General features: G+C 68.6%; 23 protein-coding genes. 12 read left to right on the plus strand and 11 right to left on the minus strand.

Going from position 1 to position 22,939, the window contains the following annotated elements:
* The first annotated feature begins 46 nt into the window (after positions 1–46).
* Positions 47–613: a DUF2269 domain-containing protein gene (locus E5671_RS24425; protein WP_336605832.1), complete on the plus strand. Its 567-nt coding sequence runs from the start codon at positions 47–49 to the stop codon at positions 611–613.
* 5 nt (positions 614–618) lie between these two features.
* Complete coding sequence (locus E5671_RS24430) at positions 619–1,488, plus strand: GNAT family N-acetyltransferase (RefSeq protein ID WP_160506078.1); 870 nt, start codon at positions 619–621, stop codon at positions 1,486–1,488.
* A gap of 99 nt (positions 1,489–1,587) precedes the next feature.
* On the opposite strand, the gene E5671_RS24435 is transcribed toward E5671_RS24430, so the two are convergent.
* Together E5671_RS24435 and E5671_RS24440 are read right to left on the minus strand one after the other, a co-directional pair.
* On the minus strand, positions 1,588–2,013 hold the full coding sequence (locus tag E5671_RS24435; protein ID WP_160506079.1) for a GlcG/HbpS family heme-binding protein: 426 nt from the start codon (positions 2,011–2,013) through the stop codon (positions 1,588–1,590).
* A 48-nt stretch (positions 2,014–2,061) separates the two neighbouring features.
* Complete coding sequence (locus tag E5671_RS24440) at positions 2,062–3,270, minus strand: MFS transporter (RefSeq protein ID WP_160506080.1); 1,209 nt, start codon at positions 3,268–3,270, stop codon at positions 2,062–2,064.
* Positions 3,271–3,411: 141 nt separating this feature from the next.
* Between E5671_RS24440 and E5671_RS24445 the strand changes: the two genes are divergently transcribed.
* Together E5671_RS24445 and E5671_RS24450 are read left to right on the plus strand one after the other, a co-directional pair.
* Entirely contained in the window at positions 3,412–3,870 is a 459-nt protein-coding gene (locus E5671_RS24445) for a MarR family winged helix-turn-helix transcriptional regulator (protein WP_160506081.1), read from the plus strand.
* Positions 3,871–3,959: 89 nt separating this feature from the next.
* Positions 3,960–4,412 carry a GNAT family N-acetyltransferase gene (locus E5671_RS24450; protein ID WP_160506082.1) on the plus strand — a complete coding sequence of 151 codons (453 nt, stop codon included), beginning with the start codon at positions 3,960–3,962 and terminating at the stop codon, positions 4,410–4,412.
* 96 nt (positions 4,413–4,508) lie between these two features.
* Here E5671_RS24450 and E5671_RS24455 read toward each other — a convergent pair whose 3' ends face one another.
* Together E5671_RS24455 and E5671_RS24460 are read right to left on the minus strand one after the other, a co-directional pair.
* Positions 4,509–5,891, minus strand: coding sequence for a serine hydrolase domain-containing protein (locus E5671_RS24455; protein WP_160506083.1), 1,383 nt, complete (start codon positions 5,889–5,891; stop codon positions 4,509–4,511).
* 72 nt (positions 5,892–5,963) lie between these two features.
* On the minus strand, positions 5,964–6,845 hold the full coding sequence (locus E5671_RS24460; RefSeq protein ID WP_160506084.1) for a methyltransferase domain-containing protein: 882 nt from the start codon (positions 6,843–6,845) through the stop codon (positions 5,964–5,966).
* 28 nt (positions 6,846–6,873) lie between these two features.
* Here E5671_RS24460 and pdxR point away from each other — a divergent pair, with 28 nt between their 5' ends.
* Both pdxR and E5671_RS24470 read left to right on the plus strand, forming a co-directional pair.
* Positions 6,874–8,445 carry a MocR-like pyridoxine biosynthesis transcription factor PdxR gene (gene pdxR / locus E5671_RS24465; RefSeq protein ID WP_443032686.1) on the plus strand — a complete coding sequence of 524 codons (1,572 nt, stop codon included), beginning with the start codon at positions 6,874–6,876 and terminating at the stop codon, positions 8,443–8,445.
* Between the two features lie 109 nt (positions 8,446–8,554).
* Positions 8,555–9,118, plus strand: coding sequence for a dihydrofolate reductase family protein (locus E5671_RS24470; RefSeq protein ID WP_160506086.1), 564 nt, complete (start codon positions 8,555–8,557; stop codon positions 9,116–9,118).
* A gap of 31 nt (positions 9,119–9,149) precedes the next feature.
* On the opposite strand, the gene dnaB is transcribed toward E5671_RS24470, so the two are convergent.
* A complete protein-coding gene (dnaB, locus tag E5671_RS24475; protein ID WP_160506087.1) occupies positions 9,150–10,628 on the minus strand; it encodes a replicative DNA helicase in 1,479 nt (492 codons plus the stop codon).
* 460 nt (positions 10,629–11,088) lie between these two features.
* On the opposite strand from dnaB, the gene E5671_RS24480 reads away from it, so the two are divergent.
* Positions 11,089–12,426 (plus strand): MATE family efflux transporter, encoded by a 1,338-nt coding sequence (locus E5671_RS24480; protein ID WP_160506088.1) that lies wholly within the window; start codon positions 11,089–11,091, stop codon positions 12,424–12,426.
* Positions 12,427–12,528: 102 nt separating this feature from the next.
* On the opposite strand, the gene rplI is transcribed toward E5671_RS24480, so the two are convergent.
* The 4 genes from rplI to rpsF all read right to left on the minus strand — a co-directional run bounded on the left by rplI (position 12,529) and on the right by rpsF (position 14,270).
* Positions 12,529–12,975 carry a 50S ribosomal protein L9 gene (rplI, locus tag E5671_RS24485; RefSeq protein WP_160506089.1) on the minus strand — a complete coding sequence of 149 codons (447 nt, stop codon included), beginning with the start codon at positions 12,973–12,975 and terminating at the stop codon, positions 12,529–12,531.
* 18 nt (positions 12,976–12,993) lie between these two features.
* Complete coding sequence (gene rpsR, locus E5671_RS24490) at positions 12,994–13,230, minus strand: 30S ribosomal protein S18 (RefSeq protein ID WP_003949403.1); 237 nt, start codon at positions 13,228–13,230, stop codon at positions 12,994–12,996.
* Between the two features lie 57 nt (positions 13,231–13,287).
* Positions 13,288–13,899: a single-stranded DNA-binding protein gene (locus E5671_RS24495; protein ID WP_160506090.1), complete on the minus strand. Its 612-nt coding sequence runs from the start codon at positions 13,897–13,899 to the stop codon at positions 13,288–13,290.
* Between the two features lie 80 nt (positions 13,900–13,979).
* Positions 13,980–14,270 carry a 30S ribosomal protein S6 gene (rpsF, locus tag E5671_RS24500; protein WP_006604399.1) on the minus strand — a complete coding sequence of 97 codons (291 nt, stop codon included), beginning with the start codon at positions 14,268–14,270 and terminating at the stop codon, positions 13,980–13,982.
* A 276-nt stretch (positions 14,271–14,546) separates the two neighbouring features.
* On the opposite strand from rpsF, the gene E5671_RS24505 reads away from it, so the two are divergent.
* The 3 genes from E5671_RS24505 (at position 14,547) to E5671_RS24515 (ending at position 17,248) form a co-directional block, all read left to right on the plus strand.
* Positions 14,547–14,858 (plus strand): hypothetical protein, encoded by a 312-nt coding sequence (locus E5671_RS24505; protein ID WP_160506091.1) that lies wholly within the window; start codon positions 14,547–14,549, stop codon positions 14,856–14,858.
* Between the two features lie 146 nt (positions 14,859–15,004).
* Positions 15,005–16,126, plus strand: coding sequence for a lipid II:glycine glycyltransferase FemX (locus E5671_RS24510; RefSeq protein ID WP_160506092.1), 1,122 nt, complete (start codon positions 15,005–15,007; stop codon positions 16,124–16,126).
* 90 nt (positions 16,127–16,216) lie between these two features.
* Positions 16,217–17,248, plus strand: coding sequence for an alanine racemase (locus tag E5671_RS24515; RefSeq protein ID WP_160506093.1), 1,032 nt, complete (start codon positions 16,217–16,219; stop codon positions 17,246–17,248).
* A gap of 139 nt (positions 17,249–17,387) precedes the next feature.
* Here the strand turns inward: E5671_RS24515 and E5671_RS24520 are convergent, their stop codons facing one another.
* Both E5671_RS24520 and E5671_RS24525 read right to left on the minus strand, forming a co-directional pair.
* Positions 17,388–18,935: a glycosyltransferase family 87 protein gene (locus E5671_RS24520; protein ID WP_160510388.1), complete on the minus strand. Its 1,548-nt coding sequence runs from the start codon at positions 18,933–18,935 to the stop codon at positions 17,388–17,390.
* 134 nt (positions 18,936–19,069) lie between these two features.
* Positions 19,070–21,346, minus strand: a complete 2,277-nt coding sequence (locus E5671_RS24525; RefSeq protein ID WP_237330230.1) for a transglycosylase domain-containing protein — start codon at positions 21,344–21,346, stop codon at positions 19,070–19,072.
* 117 nt (positions 21,347–21,463) lie between these two features.
* On the opposite strand from E5671_RS24525, the gene E5671_RS46385 reads away from it, so the two are divergent.
* Both E5671_RS46385 and E5671_RS24530 read left to right on the plus strand, forming a co-directional pair.
* Entirely contained in the window at positions 21,464–21,673 is a 210-nt protein-coding gene (locus E5671_RS46385) for a hypothetical protein (RefSeq protein WP_237330231.1), read from the plus strand.
* Between the two features lie 520 nt (positions 21,674–22,193).
* Complete coding sequence (locus E5671_RS24530; RefSeq protein WP_160506095.1) at positions 22,194–22,880, plus strand: PadR family transcriptional regulator; 687 nt, start codon at positions 22,194–22,196, stop codon at positions 22,878–22,880.
* The last annotated feature ends 59 nt before the right edge of the window (positions 22,881–22,939 follow it).

Raw genomic sequence — 22,939 nt, forward strand, 5'->3', positions numbered from 1 at the left:
CCGCTGTCAGACGCCCTCGGCCTCCGGTCCCGGCACCGTGTTTCACGTGAAACTAAGCCGCCCCGCTCGCCGGGCCACCCTCGTCGTCCATGTCACCGCCGCCGCAGGCTGGCTCGGGCTTACGCTCGGCCTGCTCGCGCTTGCCTTCGCGGCCATCACCACGGATTCGGCCTCGGTGACCGAGGCCGCCGCCCGCTCCATGAAGCTCTTCGCGGACTGGCTGGTGCTGCCGCTCGCACTGCTCACCCTGCTGAGCGGTCTGCTGCTGTCCCTCGGAACTCCTTGGGGACTCGCCAGGCACCGCTGGGTCTACACGAAGTTCTGGCTGACCCTGGCCACCACCGCCGCGTCGGCGTTCGCTCTGCGCCCGGGCATCAACGACACGGTCGCCACCGTGTCCGCGGGAGACCCGGTGACGGATCCGACCGGTCTGATCGCCGGACCCATCGTCTCCCTGAGCGCCTATCTCTTCATGACGGTCATCTCGGTGCTCAAGCCCTGGGGCCTGACCCGCCGTGGCCGGAAGCAACGTGACCAAAACCGACGTGGCCAAAACCGACGTGGTTCTGCCCACAAACCGGTGGACGCCAAGGTCATGCGTCAGACAGCCTGACCCGAGTGTCGACACCTTCCCTCTCCGCCCTGCCCATCCGCCGGCTGACCCTGCGTGACCTCACCGCCTGCGCCGATCTGTCGCAGGATCGAGGCTGGCCACGCGAGGACCACAAATGGGGGCTACTGCTCTCGGCCGGCACGGGCTACGGCATCGACGACCCCGACGGCAACAGCCTCATCGCCGCCTGCGTGGTGACCGAGTACGGCCCCTATGGGAGCCCAGGCCTCGGAGCGATCGGCATGGTCCTCGTCGCCGAGCGGCACGCCCGCAAGGGCCTCGGCCGCCACCTGATGCGGTACGTCATCGAGGGCGCGGGCACCACCCCGCTCACCCTCCACGCGACGCCCAACGGCCGCCCCCTCTACGAGCAGCTCGGATTCAAGACCACCGGCCGCGCCGAGATGGTCCGCGGCCGGTTCACCCCGGGCGGCCCACTGCCGGACGTCGCCACCCGGCCGGCGACCGCGGAGGATCTGCCCGCGATCGTCAGGCTCGACACCGAGGTCTTCGGCCTCGACCGCACGCACGTACTCACTCGGCTTCCCGCCTTCGGCGACCAGCTGCGGGTCGCGGAGGAGGACGGCACCATCACCGGCTACGCGGGCGCCTGGCCGAACATGGAGACCCATGTCATCGGCCCCCTGATCGCCCGGGACACGGAGACGGCGAAGGCTTTGATCGCCTCGCTCGCCGCGGCCTCGGACCGCCCGCTGCGCACCGACATCGACGTACGTCACGAAGAGCTGCTCGCCTGGGTGAAGGAACGCGGCCTCGCACCGACCGCCTTCAATGCCGTGATGACGTACGGCATCCCCGAGCTGCCCGGCGACTGGACCCGCCGCTTCGCGCCGCTGACGGTCGCGGCCGGCTGACCGCACACAGAGGGCCGCCCCCAACCACCGGATGGTTCCCGGTGGTTGGGGGCGGGCCTTCGTCATGTCCTCGCGTGGCGTCGTACCAGCGGTGCCGTACTACCGGAGGGCGTCCACGGCCGCCGTGGCGAACCCGTGGTCCTGCTCGGGCGCTCCGCCGCCGACGCCGATGGAGCCGATCAGTCGGCCCTCACGGTGGACCGGCACGCCACCGGCGATGAAGAGGAGCGGCCGGTCGAGGGCGGTGGGCAGGGTATGGAAGGGGCCGTCGGGCTTGACCAGGTCGACGAGGTCGGCGGTCGGGGCGTTGAGCTGGAGCGCCGTGTACGCCTTACGGGTGCTGGTCTCGCCGGAGATCAGTACCGCCCGGTCGTCGCGCCGGAAGGCGAGCAGGTGGCCGCCCGCGTCGAGGACGGTGACGCTGACCGTGACATCGGCCGCTTCGGCCGCGCGGCGGGCCGCGGTGACGAGTGCCTCGGCGTCCTGCGTGGTCAGCGGGGCGACGGCGGGGGTGGTGGTGCTCATGGGGGTTTCTCCTTGTGCGGTGGTGCTCATGAGGGGGGCTGGAGGGGGTCAGTGGTGGACGGGCGTCGCCTGCTCGACAGGGGCCATGCCCGTGACGACCCGGCTGGGAGTGGCCGAGCGGCGCTCGAGCGTGGCCGAGACGACGGCCAGGAGGAGCGCGGAGCCCGCGAGAACCGCGCCCACCCAGTTCGGGGCGGTGTAGCCGAGGCCCGCGGAGATCACGAGGCCACCGAGCCAGGCCGAGAGCGCGTTGCCGAGGTTGAAGGCGCCGATGTTCATGGCCGAGGCGAGCGTTGGCGCGCCGGAGGCCTGGTCGAGCACCCTCTTCTGCAGCGGCGGCACGGTGGCGAAGCCCAGGGCACCGATCAGCGTGATGGTCACGGCTGCCGCGATCTTGTTGTGCGCGGTGAGGGTGAAGAGGGCGAGCACGACGGCCAGCGCGCTCAGCGAGATGTAGAGCAGCGGCATCAGGGCTCGGTCCGCGAACTTTCCGCCGATCAGGTTGCCCGCGACCATGCCGAGACCGAAGAGGACGAGGAGCCAGGTCACGGAGGAGTCCGCGTAGCCGGCGACGTCCGTCATCATCGGCGCGAGGTAGGTGACGGCCGCGAAGACACCGCCGAAGCCGAGGATCGTCATCGCCATGGCGAGCAGCACCTGGACGTTGCGGAACGCGGCCAGCTCGTGGCGCAGCCGTACGCCCTCGGGCTTGGGCAGGTCAGGAACGAGCTTGGCGATACCGGCCAGGCCGATGACGCCGAGGCCCGCGACGATCGCGAAGGTGGTGCGCCAGCCGAGGGTCTGCCCGACGAGCGTGCCGAGCGGCACACCGACCACGTTGGCCACGGTCAGGCCCGTGAACATCATGGCGATGGCTCCGGCCTTCTTCTCCGGCGCGACCAGTTCGGCCGCGACGACCGAGCCGATGCCGAAGAACGCGCCGTGGGCGAGCGAGGCGACGACGCGGCCCGCCAGCATGACGCCGAAAGCCGGGGCCACGGCGGAGAGCAGGTTGCCCGCGATGAACAGGCCCATGAGCAGCATCAGCATCCGCTTGCGCGAGATACGGGTGCCGAGGGCGGTCATCAGGGGAGCGCCGAGCACGACGCCGAGTGCGTAGCCGGTCACGAGGAGGCCGGCCGTGGGGATGGAGACGCCGAAGTCACCCGCGACCTCAGGGAGCAGTCCCATGATCACGAACTCTGTGGTCCCGATTCCGAAGGCCCCGATCGCGAGGGCCAGTAGCGCGAGAGGCATGGTTCTACCTTCCAAGACGATTGCAGGTGCGCTTAGCTTGCGTTCACAATAGTTGCGCACGCGGGTTACTTGCAACCGCTGGATATTGCATCAGTGGACTATCCTGGTCCTCAGCAGCTCCGGGACGGAGGAACAAGAGCCATGACAGCGACGGACCCCGCACTGACCGCCCTTGCGCAGGGCTGGTGCACGCTCTCCCTGCTCCACGGGAAGATCGAGACCCACATCGAGCGCGCCCTGCAGGCCGAGCACGACCTCAGCGTGCGCGAGTACTCCCTGCTGGACGTCCTCAGCCGCCAGCACGACGGGGAGGGCGGCCATCTGCAGATGAAGCAGGTCGCCGACGCCGTCGTACTCAGCCAGAGCGCCACCACGCGCCTGGTCACCCGGCTCGAGGACCGCGGGCTGCTGTCCCGCTACCTGTGCCCCACCGACCGCCGCGGCATCTACACGGACGTCAGCGAGTCGGGCGCCGCACTCCTCGCCGAGGCGCGCCCCACCAACGACGCCGCGCTGCGCGAGGCGCTCGACGAGGCGGCGCTGAACCCGGAGCTGGCACCGCTGGTCAGGGCCGTGGAAGCGGTGCGGGTCCCGGCGTAGATCTTCAGTCGGGTCCCGGCGTAGATCCTCAGTGAGGGTTGAGTGGCCTGCCCTGCCGGAAAGGCGGGTGGCTGCATAGGCTGCGTCTCATGGGAGATCTTGAGATACGCCCGGCGGTCGCCGACGACATCCCCGCCATCGTGGAGATGCTCGCCGACGACCCCCTGGGCAGCACGCGCGAGTCGCCGGACGACCTCACCCCGTACCTCACCGCGTTCGAACGCCTCGCCGCGGACCCGAACCAGCACCAGGTCGTCGCCGCGCGCGAGGGACGCGTCGTCGGCACGCTGCAGCTCACGATCGTTCCGGGCCTGTCCCGGAAGGGAGCACTTCGGTCCATCATCGAGGGCGTGCGCGTCCACGCCGACGAGCGCGGCAGCGGCCTCGGAACCCGCTTCATCGAGTGGGCCGTCGATGAATCCCGGCGCCAGGGCTGCCAGTTGGTGCAGCTGACCTCCGATGCCACCCGCACCGATGCCCGCCGTTTCTACGAGCGGCTGGGGTTCACGGCATCGCACGTGGGGTTCAAGCTGCAGCTCTGACGCCGCTGTTGATGCGTCATGCCGCTGGGCGTCGTGTTTCACGTGAAACACGACGCCCAGCCGTCTCGTACGAGGTCTTCGAGGTCTTACGAGCTCTTACTGGGGAAGCCCGCGCCACCCCTCCCGGTCCACCCCACCCGGCACGGGAGCCCCCGCGTCGTACGGCTCCCGGGTGAAGAAGAACGACCCCAGGTCGAGATGGCTCACCGTCCCGTCGGGCCGCCGCACCGCCCGCAGCTGCTCCCCGGCGAAGTAGCCGTCGAGCCCGGTCCAGGAGCCGTCACCGTTCGGCAGGAATCGCGATCCGCGGCCCTGGCCCTCGATGGGCGACAGGTCGAGTGCTCCCTCGGCCTGCGGCCGCAGCACGAAGGTGCTCGTCCCCCAGTACCAGGGCCCCGCCAGCTCCAGCAGCCCCTCATCGAGCTCGGTCAGGGGACGCCACGCCTCCGGGATACGAGGCTCGGCCTCGGCCACGATCTTCAGCAGGTCGAGAGCCAGCGCCGTCACGGCAGGGCCGGAGGTGCAGTTGGTCAGCGTGACCGCCACCAGGCCGTCCTCCGCGCTCGCCCACAGCCCGGCCATGAAGCCCGGCAGTGAGCCCCCGTGCCCGGCAAAGGTGCGCCCGTCCCCACGGATCAGCTGCGTCCCCAGGCCGTACGTCACGTCCCAGTCCCCTGGGGGCAGAGGCGACGCCGGCGCCCGCATCTCCCGCACCGTATCGGCGCACAGGACCCGGTCGTCGCCCTCCAGGAGGAAGGCGGCGAAGCGACCCAGGTCCGCCGTCGTGGACCACAGCTGCCCGGCCGGAGCCATGAGGCCCAGGTCCTCGGCGGGTTCGGGCATCATCACGTCCGCCCACGGATGGACGGCCCAGCCACCGGCATGCGGGGCCTGCGGCTGCGCACTCGTCCGGTCCAGGCCCAGCGGCTCCAGGACCTCGCGGCGCAGCACCGCTTCCCAGGAGTCCCCCCGCAGCGCCTCGATCAGCGAACCGAGCAGCGTGTAACCGGGGTTGGAGTAGTGGAACCGGCGCCCGGTGGGGTGCTTGAAAGGATGCTCACCGAGTACGTCATCGAGCTCGGGGCGCTGCGAGGCCGGCGTACGCTCCCACCACTCACCTGGGGTCTCGGCCGCCAACCCGCTGGTGTGCGCGAGCAGTTCCGCGATGGTGACGTCGCCCGCGGCAGTTCCCGTGAGGTGCTTCTCCAGAGGGTCGGAGAGGTCGAGGGCGCCCTCGTCGCGCAGCCGCATCACCAGTACGGCGGTGAAGGTCTTGGTGATCGAGCCGATGCGGTACTGGACGTCCTCGTCCGGTGCATGCCCCGCGACGCAGGTGCGCCCCTCGGTCCACACCAACTCGCCGTCCCTGAGCACCGAGGCGACGAGCGAGGGCGCTCTCCCCTCCGCCTGAGCGGTGGCGACTCGGTGCAGCAGGGCTCGACGGGTGGTGGGCAGCAACTCTTCACGCGGTGATGTCATGGCCCCAGTCCACCTTCGGAGAAGCCGCGCGTCGAGCGAATTCCGCCGGCCACGCTACGCGGAACGCGTAGATCAACCGCGCCGATCGGAACGCGTACCCGTGGCCTTGAAGAACGTGTAGTGGAAGGTCCCGTCGTCGTCCGCGGTCCTGCGCAGATCGGCCATCCCGCGGTCCCAGTCGGCCTCGGTGATGAGGGACGAGGCCAGCGCGTCGCCCCTGACGGATTCGATCATGGCGATGAACGTGCTGCGAGTGAAGCCTTCGACCAGCTTGGGCCGGGTCCGGTCCGCGTAGACGGTGCAGGGCCGCACCCGGACGCCTTCGTAGCCGGCCTGCCTGAGGAGCGGCTGCAACTGCCGCCCGACCAGGGCGTTTCCCCCGCCGTCTGCCTGGAGCTGAACCAGGCAGTCGATCGCCGCACGGGCGTAGGCGCTGTCGGGATGGAAGAACGCCGACCCGTGGTCCCCTTCGATCACGGTGATCGTCCCGCCCGGCCGCAGCAGCCGCCGCAGTCCGGCGAGCGCCCGCTGGGCCGCCGCCAGATGCTCCAGGACGAAGCAGACGAAGATGTGGTCGAACTCGGCGTCCGGGAAAGGGAGAGCGAAGAGATCAGCACGGCGCCACTGCACGTGCGCGTCGGGCGCGTGCGCCGTCACGCGGGCGCCGGCCTTCGCCAGGGAGTCCGCCGAACGGTCGACGGCCACGAAACGGGCCCCCGGGCTGGAGTCGATCAGGTGAACGGTCTGGGCGCCGACCCCGCATCCGACCTCCAGGACCCGGCTCCCCGCCGGATACGCCGTGTCGGCGTGCAGCAGCGCGGCGAGGGTGTCCGCCTGGTCCCCCAGCCTGCGGGCCTCACGGTGCGAGTATCCGTGGACGTAGTCAACTGCCGGTCGCGCGGCGGGATCCGGTGTCGTTGTGGTGGTGTCGGCTGCTGCGGCTGCTGTCTGCATGACTTCACCCTGGTGCCACTATGGCCCGGTGAACAGGTCCAATGACAGCGCCACTGACCAGTCCATAACGAACGGGGCAGGGTCCCAGGGCCCGGGATCCGCAACCGACGCGGCAGAGTCCCCGCCCCAAGGATCCGCGACGTACGAGGCACCGGCCGGTGCCGACTTCCTCCAGCTGAACATCGACGACGCCCCGGCGGGTGGCCGCGCGGACTGGCTGGCCCGGCACCTGCGCCTCGCGATAGCGGACGGCCGCCTGCCGGTGGGCAGCAGGCTCCCGGCCACCCGCGTCCTCGCGGGCGAACTCCGCGTGTCCCGCGGCGTCATCACCGAGGCCTACCAGCGCCTGAGCGAGGACGGACACGTCGCCGGGCGGGGGCGAAACGGCACGGTAGTGGTCGCCGCACCGGCGAAAGCCCGGCCCGAGGCGCCCGCGGACCCGCCTCCGCCGCCCCCGAGTGTCTTGTTCGCCGCCCCGCCCGGCACGGATGTCTTCGACGCGCTGCGATCCGCCCCGGCCCGGATCGATCTCTCGCCCGGCATGCCCGATCTCGCCGCCTTCCCCCGCACCGCGTGGCTGAGCGCCGAACGCACCGTACTCAAGGAGCTCTCGGCGTCCGACTTCGGTTACGGAGACCCGCGCGGGGCCCCGGCGCTGCGGATCGCCGTCGCCGACTGGCTGGCCCGCAACCGAGGCATCCGCGCCGACCCGGGCGACGTGGTCATCGCCGCGGGCACCGCCCAGACCCTCACCCTGCTCGGCCAGGTGCTGCACGGCGACGGCATCCGCGCGGTAGCCGTGGAGGACCCCGGCTCGCTCGGCGCCCGCCAGCATCTGCGCAACGGCGGCCTCGCCACCCCACCGGTCCCGGTCGACGCCGACGGCATCCGCGTCGACGAGCTGCGTGCCACGGACGCCCCCGCGGTGCTGCTGACTCCGGCGCACCAGTTCCCGACGGGCGTGGTGCTCGGCGGTGAACGGCGGCGTGACCTGATGCGCTGGGCCACCGAGCGGGGCGGGCTCATCATCGAGGACGACTACGACGCCGAGCACCGCTACGACCGCGCTCCGGTCCCCGCCCTGCGCTCCCTGCTCGCCGAGCACGTCTGCTACGCCGGGAGCGTGTCCAAGCTGCTCGCTCCGGCGCTGCGCATCGGCTGGGTCCTCGCGCCGCCGAGGTACCGGGACGCGCTGGTCGCCGCCAAGCGCTTCGCCGACCTCGGCAACGCCGTCCTGCCCCAGCTCGTCCTGGCCCAGCTGATGGAATCGGGCGCCCTGGAACGCCAGTTGCGTCTCCTGCGCGGCCGCCACCGCCGCCGCCGGGACGCGATGATCGCCGCGGTGAGCACTCATCTGCCGCAGGCCCTCGTGCACGGCGCCGCGGCGGGCCTGCACCTGACGATCACCTTCGACGCCGGCTTCCGCGACACCGACCTCGCGGCGGCAGCCCTGGCCCGCGGCGTGAAGGTCCAGCCCCTGTCCTGGCACAGCCAACGGCCGCACCGCCCCGGCCTGGTACTCGGCTACGCCGCTCCCACCGCCACCGACATCGCCGAGGGCATGGCCACCCTCGGCAAGACCTTGCGGCACCTGTCCTGACGTACCGCCGGAACGAAACTGCTACGACGGTGGAGGGTCTCGCCGCCGATGAGTTTCCCGCTCCGTGCCGGTCTATACGCGTGAGACCTCCTCACGGAAGGCTGGCGCCATGCGGAAATTGATCTTCGGCATGAACCTGACCCTGGACGGCTACATCGCCGCGCCCGGCGACGACATCGGCTGGAGCGTGCCGAGCGACGAGCTGTTCCAGTTCTGGTCCGACCAGTTGCAGGCGACCGACCTGTCGCTCTACGGGCGCAAGCTGTGGCAGACGATGAGCTCCTACTGGCCGACCGGCGACCAACAGCCCAACGCCACCCCGGCGGAGATCGAGTTCGCGCACCGCTGGCGGGACATGTCGAAGGTGGTGTTCTCCTCGACGATCGACAAGGTCGACTGGAACACCCGCCTGGTCACCGGCGACGCGGCCGCCGAGATCACCCGGCTCAAGGCCGAGGACGGCGGCCCGATGGACATCGGCGGCGCGACGCTCGCCGGGGCGGCCATGCGGGCCGGGCTGATCGACGAGTACGTGCTGGCCACCGCGCCGGTCCTGGTGGGCGGCGGCACGCCGTTCTTCACCGCGCTGGACAGCTGGGTGAACCTGAACCTGGTGGAGACGCGGACGTTTCCCTGCGGCGTGATCCTGACCAGGTACGAGACGAGGCGCTGAGCGCCGTCCGGGAGTCACGGACCCGGAACCGCTACGTCTGCGCCATGTCCACGAAGCGCGAATAGTGCCCCTGGAAGGCGACCGTGATCGTCGCCGTCGGGCCGTTACGGTGCTTGCCCACGATGATGTCCGCCTCCCCCGCGCGCGGTGACTCCTTCTCGTACGCGTCCTCGCGGTGCAGCAGGATCACCATGTCCGCGTCCTGCTCGATCGAGCCGGATTCACGCAGGTCGGAGACCTGGGGCTTCTTGTCCGTGCGCTGCTCGGGGCCACGGTTGAGCTGCGAGAGCGCGATGACCGGGACCTCGAGCTCCTTGGCGAGCAGCTTCAGGTTTCGCGACATGTCCGAGACCTCTTGCTGGCGGCTCTCGGCGCGCTTGGAACCACCGGACTGCATCAGCTGCAGATAGTCGATGATCACCATCTTGATGTCGCTGCGCTGCTTGAGGCGGCGGCACTTGGCGCGGATCTCCATCATCGACAGGTTCGGGGAGTCGTCGATGTAGAGCGGGGCCGCCGAGACCTCGGGCATCCGGCGCGCGAGCCGCGTCCAGTCCTCGTCCGTCATCGTGCCGGAGCGCATGTGGTGCAGCGCCACCCGCGCCTCCGCGGACAGCAGACGCATCGCGATCTCGTTGCGTCCCATTTCCAGGGAGAAGATGACGCTGGGCAGGTTGTGCTTGATGGACGCGGCGCGCGCGAAGTCGAGCGCCAGCGTGGACTTACCCATGGCGGGACGGGCCGCGATGACGATCATCTGGCCAGGATGCAGACCGTTCGTCAGCGAGTCGAAATCGGTGAAGCCCGTCGGCACACCGGTCATCTCACCGCTGCGCGAACCGATCGCCTCGATCTCGTCGAGCGCGCCCTCCATGATGTCGCCGAGCGGCAGATAGTCCTCGCTGGTTCGCTGCTCGGTGACCGCGTAGATCTCTGCCTGGGCGCTGTTGACGATCTCGTCGACGTCGCCGTCGGCCGCGTATCCCATCTGGGTGATGCGCGTGCCCGCCTCGACGAGGCGGCGCAGGACCGCACGCTCGTGAACGATCTCCGCGTAGTACTCGGCGTTCGCCGCCGTCGGCACCGTCTGCACCAGCGTGTGCAGATACGATGCGCCGCCGACCTTGGTGATCTCACCGCGCTTGGTGAGCTCGGCCGCCGCCGTGATCGGGTCGGCCGGCTCGCCCTTGGCGTACAGGTCGAGGATCGCCGTGTAGATCGTCTCGTGCGCGGGCCGGTAGAAATCGTGGCCCTTGAGCACCTCGACGACATCGGCGATGGCGTCCTTGGAGAGCAGCATGCCACCGAGCACGGACTGCTCGGCATCGAGATCCTGCGGCGGTACGCGTTCGAAGGCGGTGCCTCCGCCGTCCCAGCCGCCGCCTTCACGACCGCGGTCGTGCTGCTCGTCGCGGCCTCGGCCTCCGTCGCGGCGCTGTCGGGAGGCGGGCAGACGGTCACCGGGACCGCTGTCGGCCCAGGGGTCGTCCAAGGGCTCGGAAATACTCACCGGGCCACCTCCCTCATGTCCGCCGCGCGGACCTAGCCGTGCCCCTCTTTCTTACGGCACGACACTGACAAATAAGCGGCCCAACTCCGGTTCTGACGCGTCGGATTTACGGGCTTTCCGAGGCAGGATCACGAGGGGGGCGCCGCCCTACGGTAGGCCCGTGGCCACCGTCAGCCAATCTGGTTATCCACAGGCGGTGTGGATGACGGGCGCGTTGCTGTGGAGAACCCCGCCAAACCTGTGCACGGCTCGGTGGACAGCCCTGTGAACAAGCACTCAGCCTTCTCTATAAACACGCCCTGACCTGCACGTTTCGCATCCACCGGCTGTGCAGAAGAAAAACTTCCCCAGTCGGACCAAGATCCTGCCGAACAGCGTCCCGAAGAGTGTCCGACTCGAGACCAGGTAAGGGTCTTAATGGCATTGCATCTCTTACCTGTGGAAGATTAGATTGGTGTCCATGACGCAGGCTCCCGCGGCGACCAAGGCCGCTCGGCGACAGCATGACCGAGAGATCATCGCCCTCGCCGTTCCCGCCTTCGGCGCACTCGTCGCCGAGCCTCTCTTCGTGATGGCCGACAGCGCCATCGTGGGCCATCTCGGCACCGCACAACTGGCCGGACTCGGCGTCGCCTCGGCGCTCCTCACCACCGCCGTGAGCGTCTTCGTCTTCCTCGCCTACGCGACCACGGCCGCCGTAGCCCGCCGGGTGGGCGCCGGTGATCTGCAGGCCGCCATCCGCCAGGGCATGGACGGCGTCTGGCTCGCCCTCCTGCTCGGCGCCGCCGTCATCGCCGTCGTCCTTCCCACCGCGCCCGCGCTCGTGGAGCTCTTCGGAGCATCGGACACCGCGGCACCGTACGCGATCACGTACCTCCGTATCTCCTCGCTCGGCATCCCCGCCATGCTCGTCGTGCTCGCCTCCACCGGTGTCCTGCGCGGACTGCAGGACACGAAGACCCCGCTGTACGTGGCGATCGGCGGCTTCGTCGCCAACGGCGTCCTCAACGTGGTCCTCGTCTACGGAGCCGGCCTGGGCATCGCCGGCTCCGCCTGGGGCACCGTCATCGCCCAGTGCGCGATGGCCGCCGTCTACCTCTTCGTCGTCGTCCGCGGAGCCAGACGCCACGGCGCCTCCCTGCGCCCCGACGCCGCCGGCATCAGAGCCTGCGCCCAAGCGGGCGCACCACTCCTCGTCCGTACGCTCTCACTGCGGGCGATTCTGATGATCGCGACCGCGGTGGCGGCCCGCCTCGGCGACGCCGATGTGGCCGCCCACCAGATCATCCTGTCCCTGTGGAGCCTGCTGGCCTTCGCACTCGACGCCATCGCCATCGCCGGCCAGGCGATCATCGGCCGCTACCTGGGCGCGAACGATCCCCAGGGCGCGCGCGACGTCTGCCGCCGCATGGTGCAGTGGGGCATCGCATCGGGGGTCGTGCTCGGCGGGCTTGTCGTCCTCGCCCGGCCGCTGTTCATCCCGCTCTTCTCCAGCGACTCCGTCGTCCAGGACGCGGCCCTGCCCGCACTTGTGGTGGTGGCCATCTCCCAGCCGATCTGCGGCATCGTCTACGTCCTTGACGGCGTCCTGATGGGCGCGGGAGACGGCCCGTATCTGGCCTGGGCGATGCTGGCCACACTGGCGGTCTTCGCTCCGGCGGCGCTCCTCGTGCCGACCTTCGGCGGCGGACTGACCGCCGTCTGGGCAGCGATGACCCTGATGATGGCGGTCCGCATGGTGACCCTCTGGCTGCGCACACGCTCCGGCCACTGGATCGTCACCGGCGCCACCCGCTGAGCCTGACCCGCTGTTTCACGGCGGCTGTTTCACGTGAAACACGTTGGGCCGCACCCTGAGGGTGCGGCCCAACGGTTGCTTCAGCTCTGCCAAGCGCAGTGCTTAGGCGGAGACGACCTCGATGTTGACCTGAGCGGCAACCTCGGGGTGCAGACGCACGGACGTCACGTGGGCGCCCAGCGTCTTGATCGGCGAGCCCAGCTCGACACGGCGCTTGTCGATCTTCGGACCACCGGCAGCCTCGATCGCCGAAGCGACGTCAGCCGGGGTGACGGAACCGAAGAGACGACCGGCGTCGCCGGAGCGGACGGCCAGACGGACCTTGACGCCCTCGAGCTTGGCCTTGACCTCGTTGGCCTGCTCGATGGTCGCGATCTCGTGGATCTTGCGAGCACGACGGATCTGCTCGACGTCCTTTTCGCCACCCTTGGTCCAGCGGATCGCAAAGTTCCGCGGGATCAGGTAGTTGCGGGCGTAGCCGTCCTTGACGTCTACGACCTCGCCGGCGGCACCGAGGCCGGAGACCTCGTGGGTGAGGATGATCTTCATTAGTCAGTCACCCTTCCCTTATCGCGCGGTGGACGTGTAGGGCAGCAGCGCCATCTCACGGCTGTTCTTCACGGCCGTGGCGACGTCACGCTGGTGCTGCGTGCAGTTGCCGGTCACGCGGCGGGCACGGATCTTGCCGCGGTCGGAAATGAACTTCCGCAGCATGTTCGTGTCCTTGTAGTCCACGTACGTGACCTTGTCCTTGCAGAATGCGCAGACCTTCTTCTTAGGCTTGCGCACAGGCGGCTTCGCCATGGTGTTTCTCCTGTGTGATCAAGAAGTGTGGGAACGGCCCACCCTTGGCCCTGAGGCCTAGAAGGGGGGCTCGTCCGAGTAGCCGCCGCCAGAGGAGCCGCCGGAGCCGCCGGAGCTTCCGCCCCAGCCACCGCCGCCGCCCTGCTGGCCGCCGCCGGCCGGCGCACCGGTCGCCCAGGGGTCGTCGGCGGGAGCACCGCCGCCGCCCTGCTGCTGACCGCCACCGGAGCCGCCGCCCCAGTTGCCGCCGCCCTGCTGGCCGCCGCCACCGCCGCCGCCGAATCCGCCGCCCTGGCCGCCTCGGCCGGTGGTCTTGGTGACCTTGGCCGTGGCGTTCTTCAAGCTGGCGCCGACTTCCTCGACGTCCAGCTCGTAGACCGTGCGCTTGATGCCCTCACGGTCCTCGTAGGACCGCTGCTTCAACCGGCCCTGCACGACGACGCGCATGCCTCGCTGAAGCGACTCCGCGACGTTCTCCGCCGCCTGACGCCAGACCGAGCAGGTGAGGAAGAGGCTCTCGCCGTCCTTCCACTCATTGGTCTGGCGGTCGAAGGTGCGGGGAGTGGACGCGACACGGAACTTCGCGACCGCCGCACCGGACGGGGTGAAGCGCAGCTCGGGGTCGTCGACAAGATTGCCGACGACCGTGATGACGGTCTCGCCTGCCATGGGGGAACCTCTCGGCGGGTTTGCTGCTGGCTGCTTTTGCTGCTGCTACTCGGATCCCGAGTACCGCTGAGCTACGAAGCTCAGTGGGTCTCGGGACGGAGGACCTTGGTCCGGAGGACCGACTCGTTCAGGTTCATCTGGCGGTCGAGCTCCTTGACGACCGCAGGCTCGGCCTGGAGGTCGATGACCGAGTAGATGCCCTCGGGCTTCTTCTTGATCTCGTACGAGAGACGACGACGGCCCCAGGTGTCGACCTTCTCAACCTTTCCGTTGCCCTCACGGACGACGGAGAGGAAGTTCTCGATCAACGGGGAGACAGCGCGCTCCTCGAGATCGGGGTCGAGGATGACCATCACTTCGTAGTGACGCATGTGGAACCCACCTCCTTTGGACTCAGCGGCCACGGTCGTTCCGTGGCAGGAGGGTCGTGATGCGTACGCAACGGTATCGGCAGCCACTGACAATCGGGCTCCCCGATCAGTAGACCGATCGGGAGTCCCTGCCATGGCCTGGGCAGACACCGGTGCAGACGGTACAGAGTACCCGCACCTGGGCTTCCGGTTGAAATCCGGCCGCGGAAGGGCAGAATCTGTACACATCGGGTGTGTATGGCGCTACAGTGCGCCGCCTTCCGCAGGAGGTGCCTTATGGCACAGACATTGCGACCGAACAGCGCCGGCTCTCTCTTCGCCACGGACGGCAAGGCCCATCCCCTGCAGGACACGCTGCTCGGCGTGACCCTGATCCTGGGTGCGATCGCCTTCGTCTCGGCGATGTTCCACAACCTCCACCTGCTCAGCTCATGGGCCGGCCTGGTGGGGATCGCCACGGGTGCGTGGGGACAGTTCATCTCCGAGACGACCCGCGAGCGCTTCGGCCTGATCCTCGGCCTCGGCGCATCGGCGATCGGATTCTTCCTGGGTATGGCCCACGGCGGACTCTTCGGCGGGCTCTGGTAGCCGCCCCTCGACGCCCCCGCCGCGCATAGGGCGGGGGCCAAGGTTCCGTACGCCCAGACGGGGCGCTCTCGGGGCACAGTAGGCTTCGGCGCGAGAGCCGGAGCCCCTGTACCCATGGGGACACACCAGCCCGAGGAGCGCCCCGAATGAGTCTGACCCTGAGGACCATCAGTCGCGAGCAGCATCTGGCGTATATCCAGAGCCTGCCGTCGGCAAGTCATTGCCAGGTCCCGGCATGGGCGGATGTGAAGAGTGAATGGCGTTCGGAGAACCTGGGCTGGTTCGACGACCGGACCGGCGAACTCGTCGGTGCGGGCCTGGTGCTCTACCGCCAGCTGCCCAAGGTGAAGCGCTACCTCGCCTACCTTCCCGAGGGCCCGGTCATCAATTGGTACGCCCCGAACCTGGACGACTGGCTGCAGCCGATGCTCGCGCATCTGAAGCGGCAGGGCGCCTTCTCCGTGAAGATGGGCCCGCCGGTCGTCATCCGGCGCTGGGACGCTCCCGCGATCAAGTCCGGCATCCAGAACCCGGACGTGAAGCGACTGCGGGACGTCGAGGCCACGCACATCGAGCCGCGTGCCTTCGAAGTCTCCGACCGGCTGCGCAAGATGGGCTGGCAGCAGGGCGAGGACGGCGGCGCCGGCTTCGGTGACGTACAGCCGCGTTATGTCTTCCAAGTCCCGCTGGCCAACCGCTCCTTGGACGAGGTCCTCAAGGGCTTCAACCAGCTGTGGCGACGCAATATCAAGAAGGCTGAGAAGGCCGGCGTCGAGGTCGTCCAGGGCGGTTACGAGGACCTCGCCGAATGGCAGCGCCTCTACGAGATCACCGCGGTCCGCGACAAGTTCCGTCCGCGGCCGCTGGGTTACTTCCAGCAGATGTGGCGGGCCCTCAACTCCGAGGACCCCAACCGCATGCGGCTGTACTTCGCGCGGCACAACGGCGTGAACCTGTCCGCGGCGACGATGCTCGTCGTCGGCGGGCACGTCTGGTACTCCTACGGCGCGTCGGACAACATCGGCCGTGAGGTCAGGCCCTCGAACGCGATGCAGTGGCGGATGCTCCGGGACGCCTACGCGCTCGGCGCCACCGTCTATGACTTGCGGGGCATCTCCGACTCTCTGGACGAGACGGACCACCTCTTCGGACTGATTCAGTTCAAGGTGGGCACGGGTGGAGAGGCTGTCGAGTACATCGGCGAGTGGGACTTCCCGCTCAACAAGCTGCTCCACAAGGCGCTCGACATCTACATGTCGCGTCGCTGACCGCACCGCCCCGGCACAATTCGCGCAACCACGAATAGTCTTCATACCTCTGATACACCGCAGCCACGAGAAAGGTTCCGGGATCCGGCCATGGCGCTCACGCTCTATGTCGACACCGCGCGCTGGCGGGCACACCACAAGCACGTGCTGGAGCAGTTCCCGGGAATCGTCCCGGTCTGCAAGGGCAACGGCTACGGCTTCGGTCATGAGCGCCTCGCGGAAGAAGCGACCCGCTTCGGCTCCGACGTCCTCGCCGTCGGCACCACGTACGAAGCCGCCCGGATCAAGGACTGGTTCAGCGGTGACCTGCTGGTCCTGACCCCGTTCCGGCGGGGCGAGGAGCCCGTGCCGCTGCCCGACCGCGTCATCCGCTCCGTGTCGTCCCTGGACGGCGTACACGGCCTCGTGGGCGCCCGCGTCGTCATCGAGGTCATGTCCTCGATGAAGCGGCACGGCGTGAGCGAGCAGGAGCTCTCACAGCTGCACGCGGCCATCGAGGACGTGCGGCTCGAGGGCTTCGCGATCCACCTGCCGCTGGACCGCACCGACGGCTCGGATGCCGTCGAGGAGGTCATCGGCTGGATGGACCGGCTGCGTGCTGCCCGTCTTCCGCTGCACACGATGTTCGTCAGCCACCTCAAGGCCAACGAACTCGCCCGCCTGCAGCAGCAGTTCCCCCAGACGCGTTTCCGCGCGCGCATCGGTACGCATCTGTGGCTGGGTGACCACGAGGCCACCGAGTACCGCGGCGCCGTCCTGGATGTCACGCAGGTGACCAAGGGCGACCGCTTCGGCTACCGCCAGCAGAAGGTCGCGTCCGACGGCTGGCTGGTCGTCGTCGCGGGCGGCACGTCGCACGGCGTCGGCCTGGAGGCCCCGAAGGCGCTGCACGGCATGGTGCCGCGTGCGAAGGGCGTGGCCCGCGCGGGCCTCGCGACCGTCAACCGCAACCTCTCGCCGTTCGTCTGGGGCGGCAAGCAGCGCTGGTTCGCGGAGCCGCCGCACATGCAGGTCTCCATCCTCTTCGTACCCTCGGACGCTCCGGAGCCGAAGGTGGGCGAGGAGCTGGTGGCCCATCTGCGCCACACCACCACGCAGTTCGACCGCATCGTCGACCGCTGATCGCGGCCGGAACGACCACAGACTGAACAGACTGAAGGGCCAGGAGCGACAGTCGTCGTTCCTGGCCCTTCAGGCGTTCCCGGCCCATCAGTCGTTCCTGGCCCTCAGTCGTTCCCGACCACCCCAGCGGCCTGTTCGCTCAGGGCGAAACGTCGCCCGACGTCGTCCCCCATCGCACCTGGGGCGCCTCGGTGGCGTGCACCGCGTGCCGCGGCGGATGGGCCGCCTGACCGAGGACGAAGACGTCCTGTGCGCCGTCCAGGACGCCCCCTGAGGGGTCATCGTCCCCGGACCGCCGCACCGGGTCCCTCTCCGGCATCAGGATGTCGCGTACGACCACGGCACACAGGTACAGCGTCCCCAGCAGGTGGACCACGATGGCGAGTTGATAGCCCTCGGTCGGCAGTCCCTTGTGAGCGTCTCCGCTTGTCGTGTACGCGAGGTACAGCCAGATCCCCAGGAAGTACGCGACCTCGCAGGCCTGCCAGATCAGGAAGTCACGCCAGCGCGGCCGGGCCAGCGCTGCGAGGGGAATCAGCCACAGTACGTACTGCGGCGAGTAGACCTTGTTGGTGAGGATGAACGCGGCGACCACCAGGAAGGCGAGCTGCGCGAAGCGCGGGCGGCGCGGTGCGGTCAGTCCCAGTGCTCCGACCCCGAGGCAGGCAAGCAGCATCAGCGCCGTCGCCAAGGTGTTGACCGTGTCCGTGGACAGCGGGTCGTCCATGCGCTGCGAGAGGATCAGCCAGAACGAGCCGAAGTCGACGCCCCGCTCCTGGCTGAAGGTGTAGAACTTCGCCCAGCCCTCGCGGATGTGGAAGCCCGTCGCGTCATGCGTGATCATCACCGGCAGGTTCACCACGAGCCAGGCCCCCACCGCGGCCCCGGCCGTCATGAGGAACGGCCGCCAGCGCCCTGCCCGCCAGCACAGGATGAGCAGTGGCCCCAGGAGCAGCGCCGGGTAGAGCTTCGCGGCGGTCGCCAGGCCCAGCAGGACGCCCGCGGAGAACGTCCCCCCGCGCGCCCACATCAGCATCGCGGCAGCCGTGAGAGCAACGGCGAACAGGTCCCAGTTGATGGTGGCCGTCAGCGCGAAGGCGGGTGCCAGGGCGACCATCAGGCCGTCCCAGGGGCGGCGCCTGTGAGTGCGGGCGACACAGACGGCGATGACCGCCGTACAGGCCATCAGCATCCCGGCATTGACCATCCAGTAGAACTTCTCCTGGTGCTGGATGCTGCCGCTGCCCGGTGTCAGCCAGGAGGCCACCTCCATGAACACACCGGTCAGCACCGGGTACTCGAGGTACTCCATGTCGCCGGGCAGCTTGTCGAAGTAGGGCACGAGCCCGTCGGCGAAACCACGCCCCTGGTAGAGGTGCGGGATGTCGGAGTAGCAGGCGTGCGTGTACTGCGAGCTCGCGCCCTGAAACCAGGCGCCGTCGTAGCACGGCATCTTCTGCACCATGCCGAGCGCGAACATCCCGATGGCCACGAGCGCGATGACGCGTACGGGAGTCCACCATGTCGCCGCGTACAGCACTCTGCGGCCGATGGGTCCACCGATCAGCTCGCTGCCGGCCGCGGCGACCTCATCCTCCTTGGTCGGCCGTACGGGCTCCGGCTGTTGCGCACTGGTGGTCTTGTGCACGCTCGTGCGCGTCGTCTCTGCACTGGGCATGCCGCACATCCTGCCGTACGCGCCTGAGAACACGACGAGGGCCGCCACACCGGTGCGGTGTGGCGGCCCTCGTCAGCGCTCAGCGGCGCATGTTTCACGTGAAACCGGGTGTTTCACGTGAAACACCCGCACAGGGAAGCAGGTCAGCCGTCCGGGCCCCCGAGCCAGCCTCCGTTGCCGCTTCCGTTGTTGCCTCCGCCACCTGTCGGTTCATCGGTGGCCGGTGGCGACTCCCCGCCGGTACTGCCGTCGGTGTCCCCACCTTCGGACGCACCTCCGTTGTTGTTGCACTGCCAGTCCCAGTCGGCACAGGACTCACCGGGGTCGGGGGTTTCTGAGGGGCTCGGCGACGGCCCGGTATCCGAGGGGCTCGGCGAGGGGGACTTCTCCGGCTCCTCGGTCTTCGACGGGGTCGGGCTCGGAGCGGGCGGCGGGGTCTCACCGACGACCGAACCAATCGGGTCCGGCACGGGGAAGTTCTCCACACGAGCGCCCTTCAGGGCCTGCTCCATGTAGTCCTGCCAGATCTGCGCGGGGAACGAGGCACCGTGGATCTTCTCCTCGCCACCCGTACCGAACATCTCCAGGAACTCGCGCTTCTTGTTCCCTTCGTTGTCGTCGAGGCGGTACATGCTGATCGCGGTGGAAAGCTGCGGGGTGTACCCGACGAACCAGGCGGACTTGTTGCCGTCGGTCGTACCGGTCTTGCCCGCCACCTGGCGGCCGCTCAGCTGGGCCGAGGTGCCCGTGCCCTTCTCGACGACGGTCCTGAGCACGTCGGTGACGTTGTCGGCGACCGACTCGTCGAAGGCGCGCTTGGTCTGCGACTCGTGCTGGTAGACGGTGTTGCCCTTGTGCTCGACCTTCTTGACCGAGTACGGATCGTTCTGCTTGCCGCTGGACGCGAAGGTGGAGTACGCGCCGGCCATGCGGATCGCGCTCGGAGAGGACGTACCGAGGGAGAAGGATGGGTAATTGGCGCTGGCCAGGCTGTTCTCCTTGATGCCGGAAGCGATGGCAGCCTCCTTCACCTTGTCCAGGCCGACGTCCATGCCGAGCTGCACATAGGCCGAGTTGACGGACTCCCGCATCGCTTCACGGAGGTCGATCTGGTAGGTCGGCGCGTTGTACGACTGGTCACCGTCGTTGGTCTGCAGCCATTCCTTGCCTTCTCGGTCCGTCCAGATGCTGTCGTTGTAGTTCTTGATCTTGAGCTTGTTCTTGCCGCTGTAGAGGCTCTTGGGGTTGACAATCGTGCGCTGAGTCTCGTCCTGGACTTCCGGCCCGTCCTTGGCGCGCGTCCCGTCCTTGAACGCCGCTGCCAGCACGAAGGGCTTGAACGTCGAGCCGACCTGCGCACCGGTCTGGTCCGCGTTGTTGGTGAAGTGCTTGGTCGCGTCCTCACCGCCGTAGATGGCCTCGATCGCCCCGTTCTTGGGATTCACGGACGCGCCACCGAACTGGACGTGCGTGTCCTTGTCAGGACGCTGTTTGGGTTTGATCTTCGCCTTGCGGACCTTCTCCACGGACTTCTCGAGTTCCTTGACCTTGGTCCTGTCGAAGGTCGTGTGGATCTCGTAGCCGCCCTGCTGGAGGTCGTTGGCCGTGATCTGGCCGTCGCTATTGTTGATCACGTAGGCCTTGGCAAGGTCGACCAGGTATCCGACCTGACCACCCAGCTGAGCGTTGGAGCGAGGGTTGTGCAGCCTCGGGAATTCCTTGTACTTGTTCCGGACCTCGGCGGTCAGGTGACCGTCCTTGACCTCTTCGTCGAGGATCCAGTTCCAGCGCTTGGTGGCCCGCTCGGTGTTGGCTTCCCGAGAGGCCGCCGGGTCGACCTCGGGGGAGCCCGCCGGGTCGTAGTACGTGGCGCCCTTGAGGACCGTCGCCAGGAGCGCGCACTGGCTGGGGTTCAGGTCGGCGGCGTCCTTGTCGAAGTAGGCGCGGGCGGCGGCCTGGATGCCATAGGCCCCGCGGCCGTAGTAGGCGGTGTTGAGGTACCCCGCCATGATGTCTTCCTTGGAGACCGTCCGGCCGACCTTTATGGAGATGAAGAGCTCTTTGAACTTACGCGTGAACGTCTGCGACTGGTCTCCCAGGCGCGCGTTCTTCACGTACTGCTGAGTGATGGTCGAGCCACCCTGGGTCTCGCCGCCCTTGGCCATGTTGACCAGGGCACGCGTGATGCCCATGGGGTCGACGCCCTTGTCGTCCTCGAACGTCTTGTTCTCGGCCGAGATGACGGCGGTGCGCATCGCCACGGGGATCTTGTCGAAGTCGATGATCTGGCGGTTCGTCTCACCGCCGGTCGCGACCATCTGCTTGCCGTCGGCCCAGTAGTAGACGTTGTTCTGCGCCTTGGCCGCTTCGTCGACCTTCGGCACCTCCACCAAGGCGTACGCGATCCCCGTGATCGCCATCAGGCTGCCGAGGAGGCCGACGAACAGGCCGGTGACCAGACGCCAGGACGGAACCCAGCGCCGCAGACCATCCTTGTTCGCACGCGGGTAGTCGATGAACCGCTTCTTGCGGGGCTCATGACCGCCACGGCCTCGGCCGCGGCCCGGCCCGTTCGGGCCACCACCGCCGCGCCGACCGCCGCCACCGGCGCCTCCGCGCCCGGCACCGGCTCCTTCGGCCGCTCTGCGGCGGCCTCCGCCCGCGCCGACAGCACCACTGCGCTGCGCGGCACGACGGGCCTCGGCACGGCCGCCGTAGGAACGGTCCCCGTCGTCAGGGGCCCCTGATCCGTGCGAACCGGTTGAGGAAGTGGGCGATCCAGTGGCGCCACGCGGTGCCGCGCGGCGACCCGACGACGCGCCTGGGACGCCGCGTCTGGCCGCGGCGCGTCCGCCGCCCTGCGGCTGCGGCGGTTTGCGACGGTGCTCGCTCATCGAACGATTACTCCTCGGGCAGGCGCAGGTATCCGCGCCTGGAAACGGCGGCTGGTTTCCGGTCCCCCCGAAGTACGGATGCGCCCTTCTCAGCGCTCATCCGCACTACACCAGGGACAACGACGCCCTCACGCGTCACTTGGTTCCCGGCGGTCTGCATGGCGCACAGACTACGCACCGTCAAAACCCTCTTAGGGCAGAAGTTCACCCCAAATCAGGCAAGTTACTTCCTACGAATCGGTGATGTGATGCCGTTCACCGTTTCCCCCCTTGCCCCAGCAGGAAGGCCGTTCTATCGTCTCGATGTATCGAGTCGATACATCAGCTCGGCATAAAGACCGTGTCGACAGACGCTGGCAGACGGGAGGCGAAGATGAGCAGACGCTCCGGCATCCTCGAGTTCGCCGTGCTCGGCCTGCTGCGCGAGTCCCCGATGCACGGCTATGAGCTGCGAAAACGGCTCAATACATCGCTGGGAGTGTTCCGCGCCTTCAGCTACGGGACGCTCTACCCCTGCCTCAAGACGCTGGTCGCCAACGGCTGGTTGATCGAGGAATCGGGCGGCACCCCGGAGGAGGCCCTCGCGGCCCCCCTCTCCGGGCGCCGCGCCAAGATCGTCTATCGGCTGACGGCGGAAGGTAAGGAGCACTTCGAGGAGCTGCTCTCACAGACCGGCCCCGACGCGTACGAGGACGAACACTTCGCCGCCCGCTTCGCCTTCTTCGGGCAGACATCGCGGGACGTACGCATGCGGGTGCTCGAGGGGCGTCGCAGCCGCCTCGAGGAGCGTCTGGAGAAGATGCGCGCCTCCCTGGCCCGTACTCGGGAGCGCCTGGACGACTACACGCTTGAGCTGCAGCGGCACGGAATGGAGTCCGTGGAGCGCGAAGTGCGCTGGCTGAACGAGCTCATCGAGAGCGAGCGCGCGGGGCGGGACCAGCAACGGTCCGCCCCGGACAGCTCCGCTCAGCACGACAGCACATCTGGGGAGTCGGGCGGCCTGCCCCGGCGGCGGGACATGAACCCGCCGCCGGATCCGTCCGATGACACCGCCAAGTGAGGCCCCGCGGTCCGCAGGGTCTCATCCGGAATACACAGATCACACAGGGAGCAACCGGA

Source organism: Streptomyces sp. BA2 (assembly GCF_009769735.1).
In the GTDB taxonomy this organism is placed as follows: domain Bacteria; phylum Actinomycetota; class Actinomycetes; order Streptomycetales; family Streptomycetaceae; genus Streptomyces.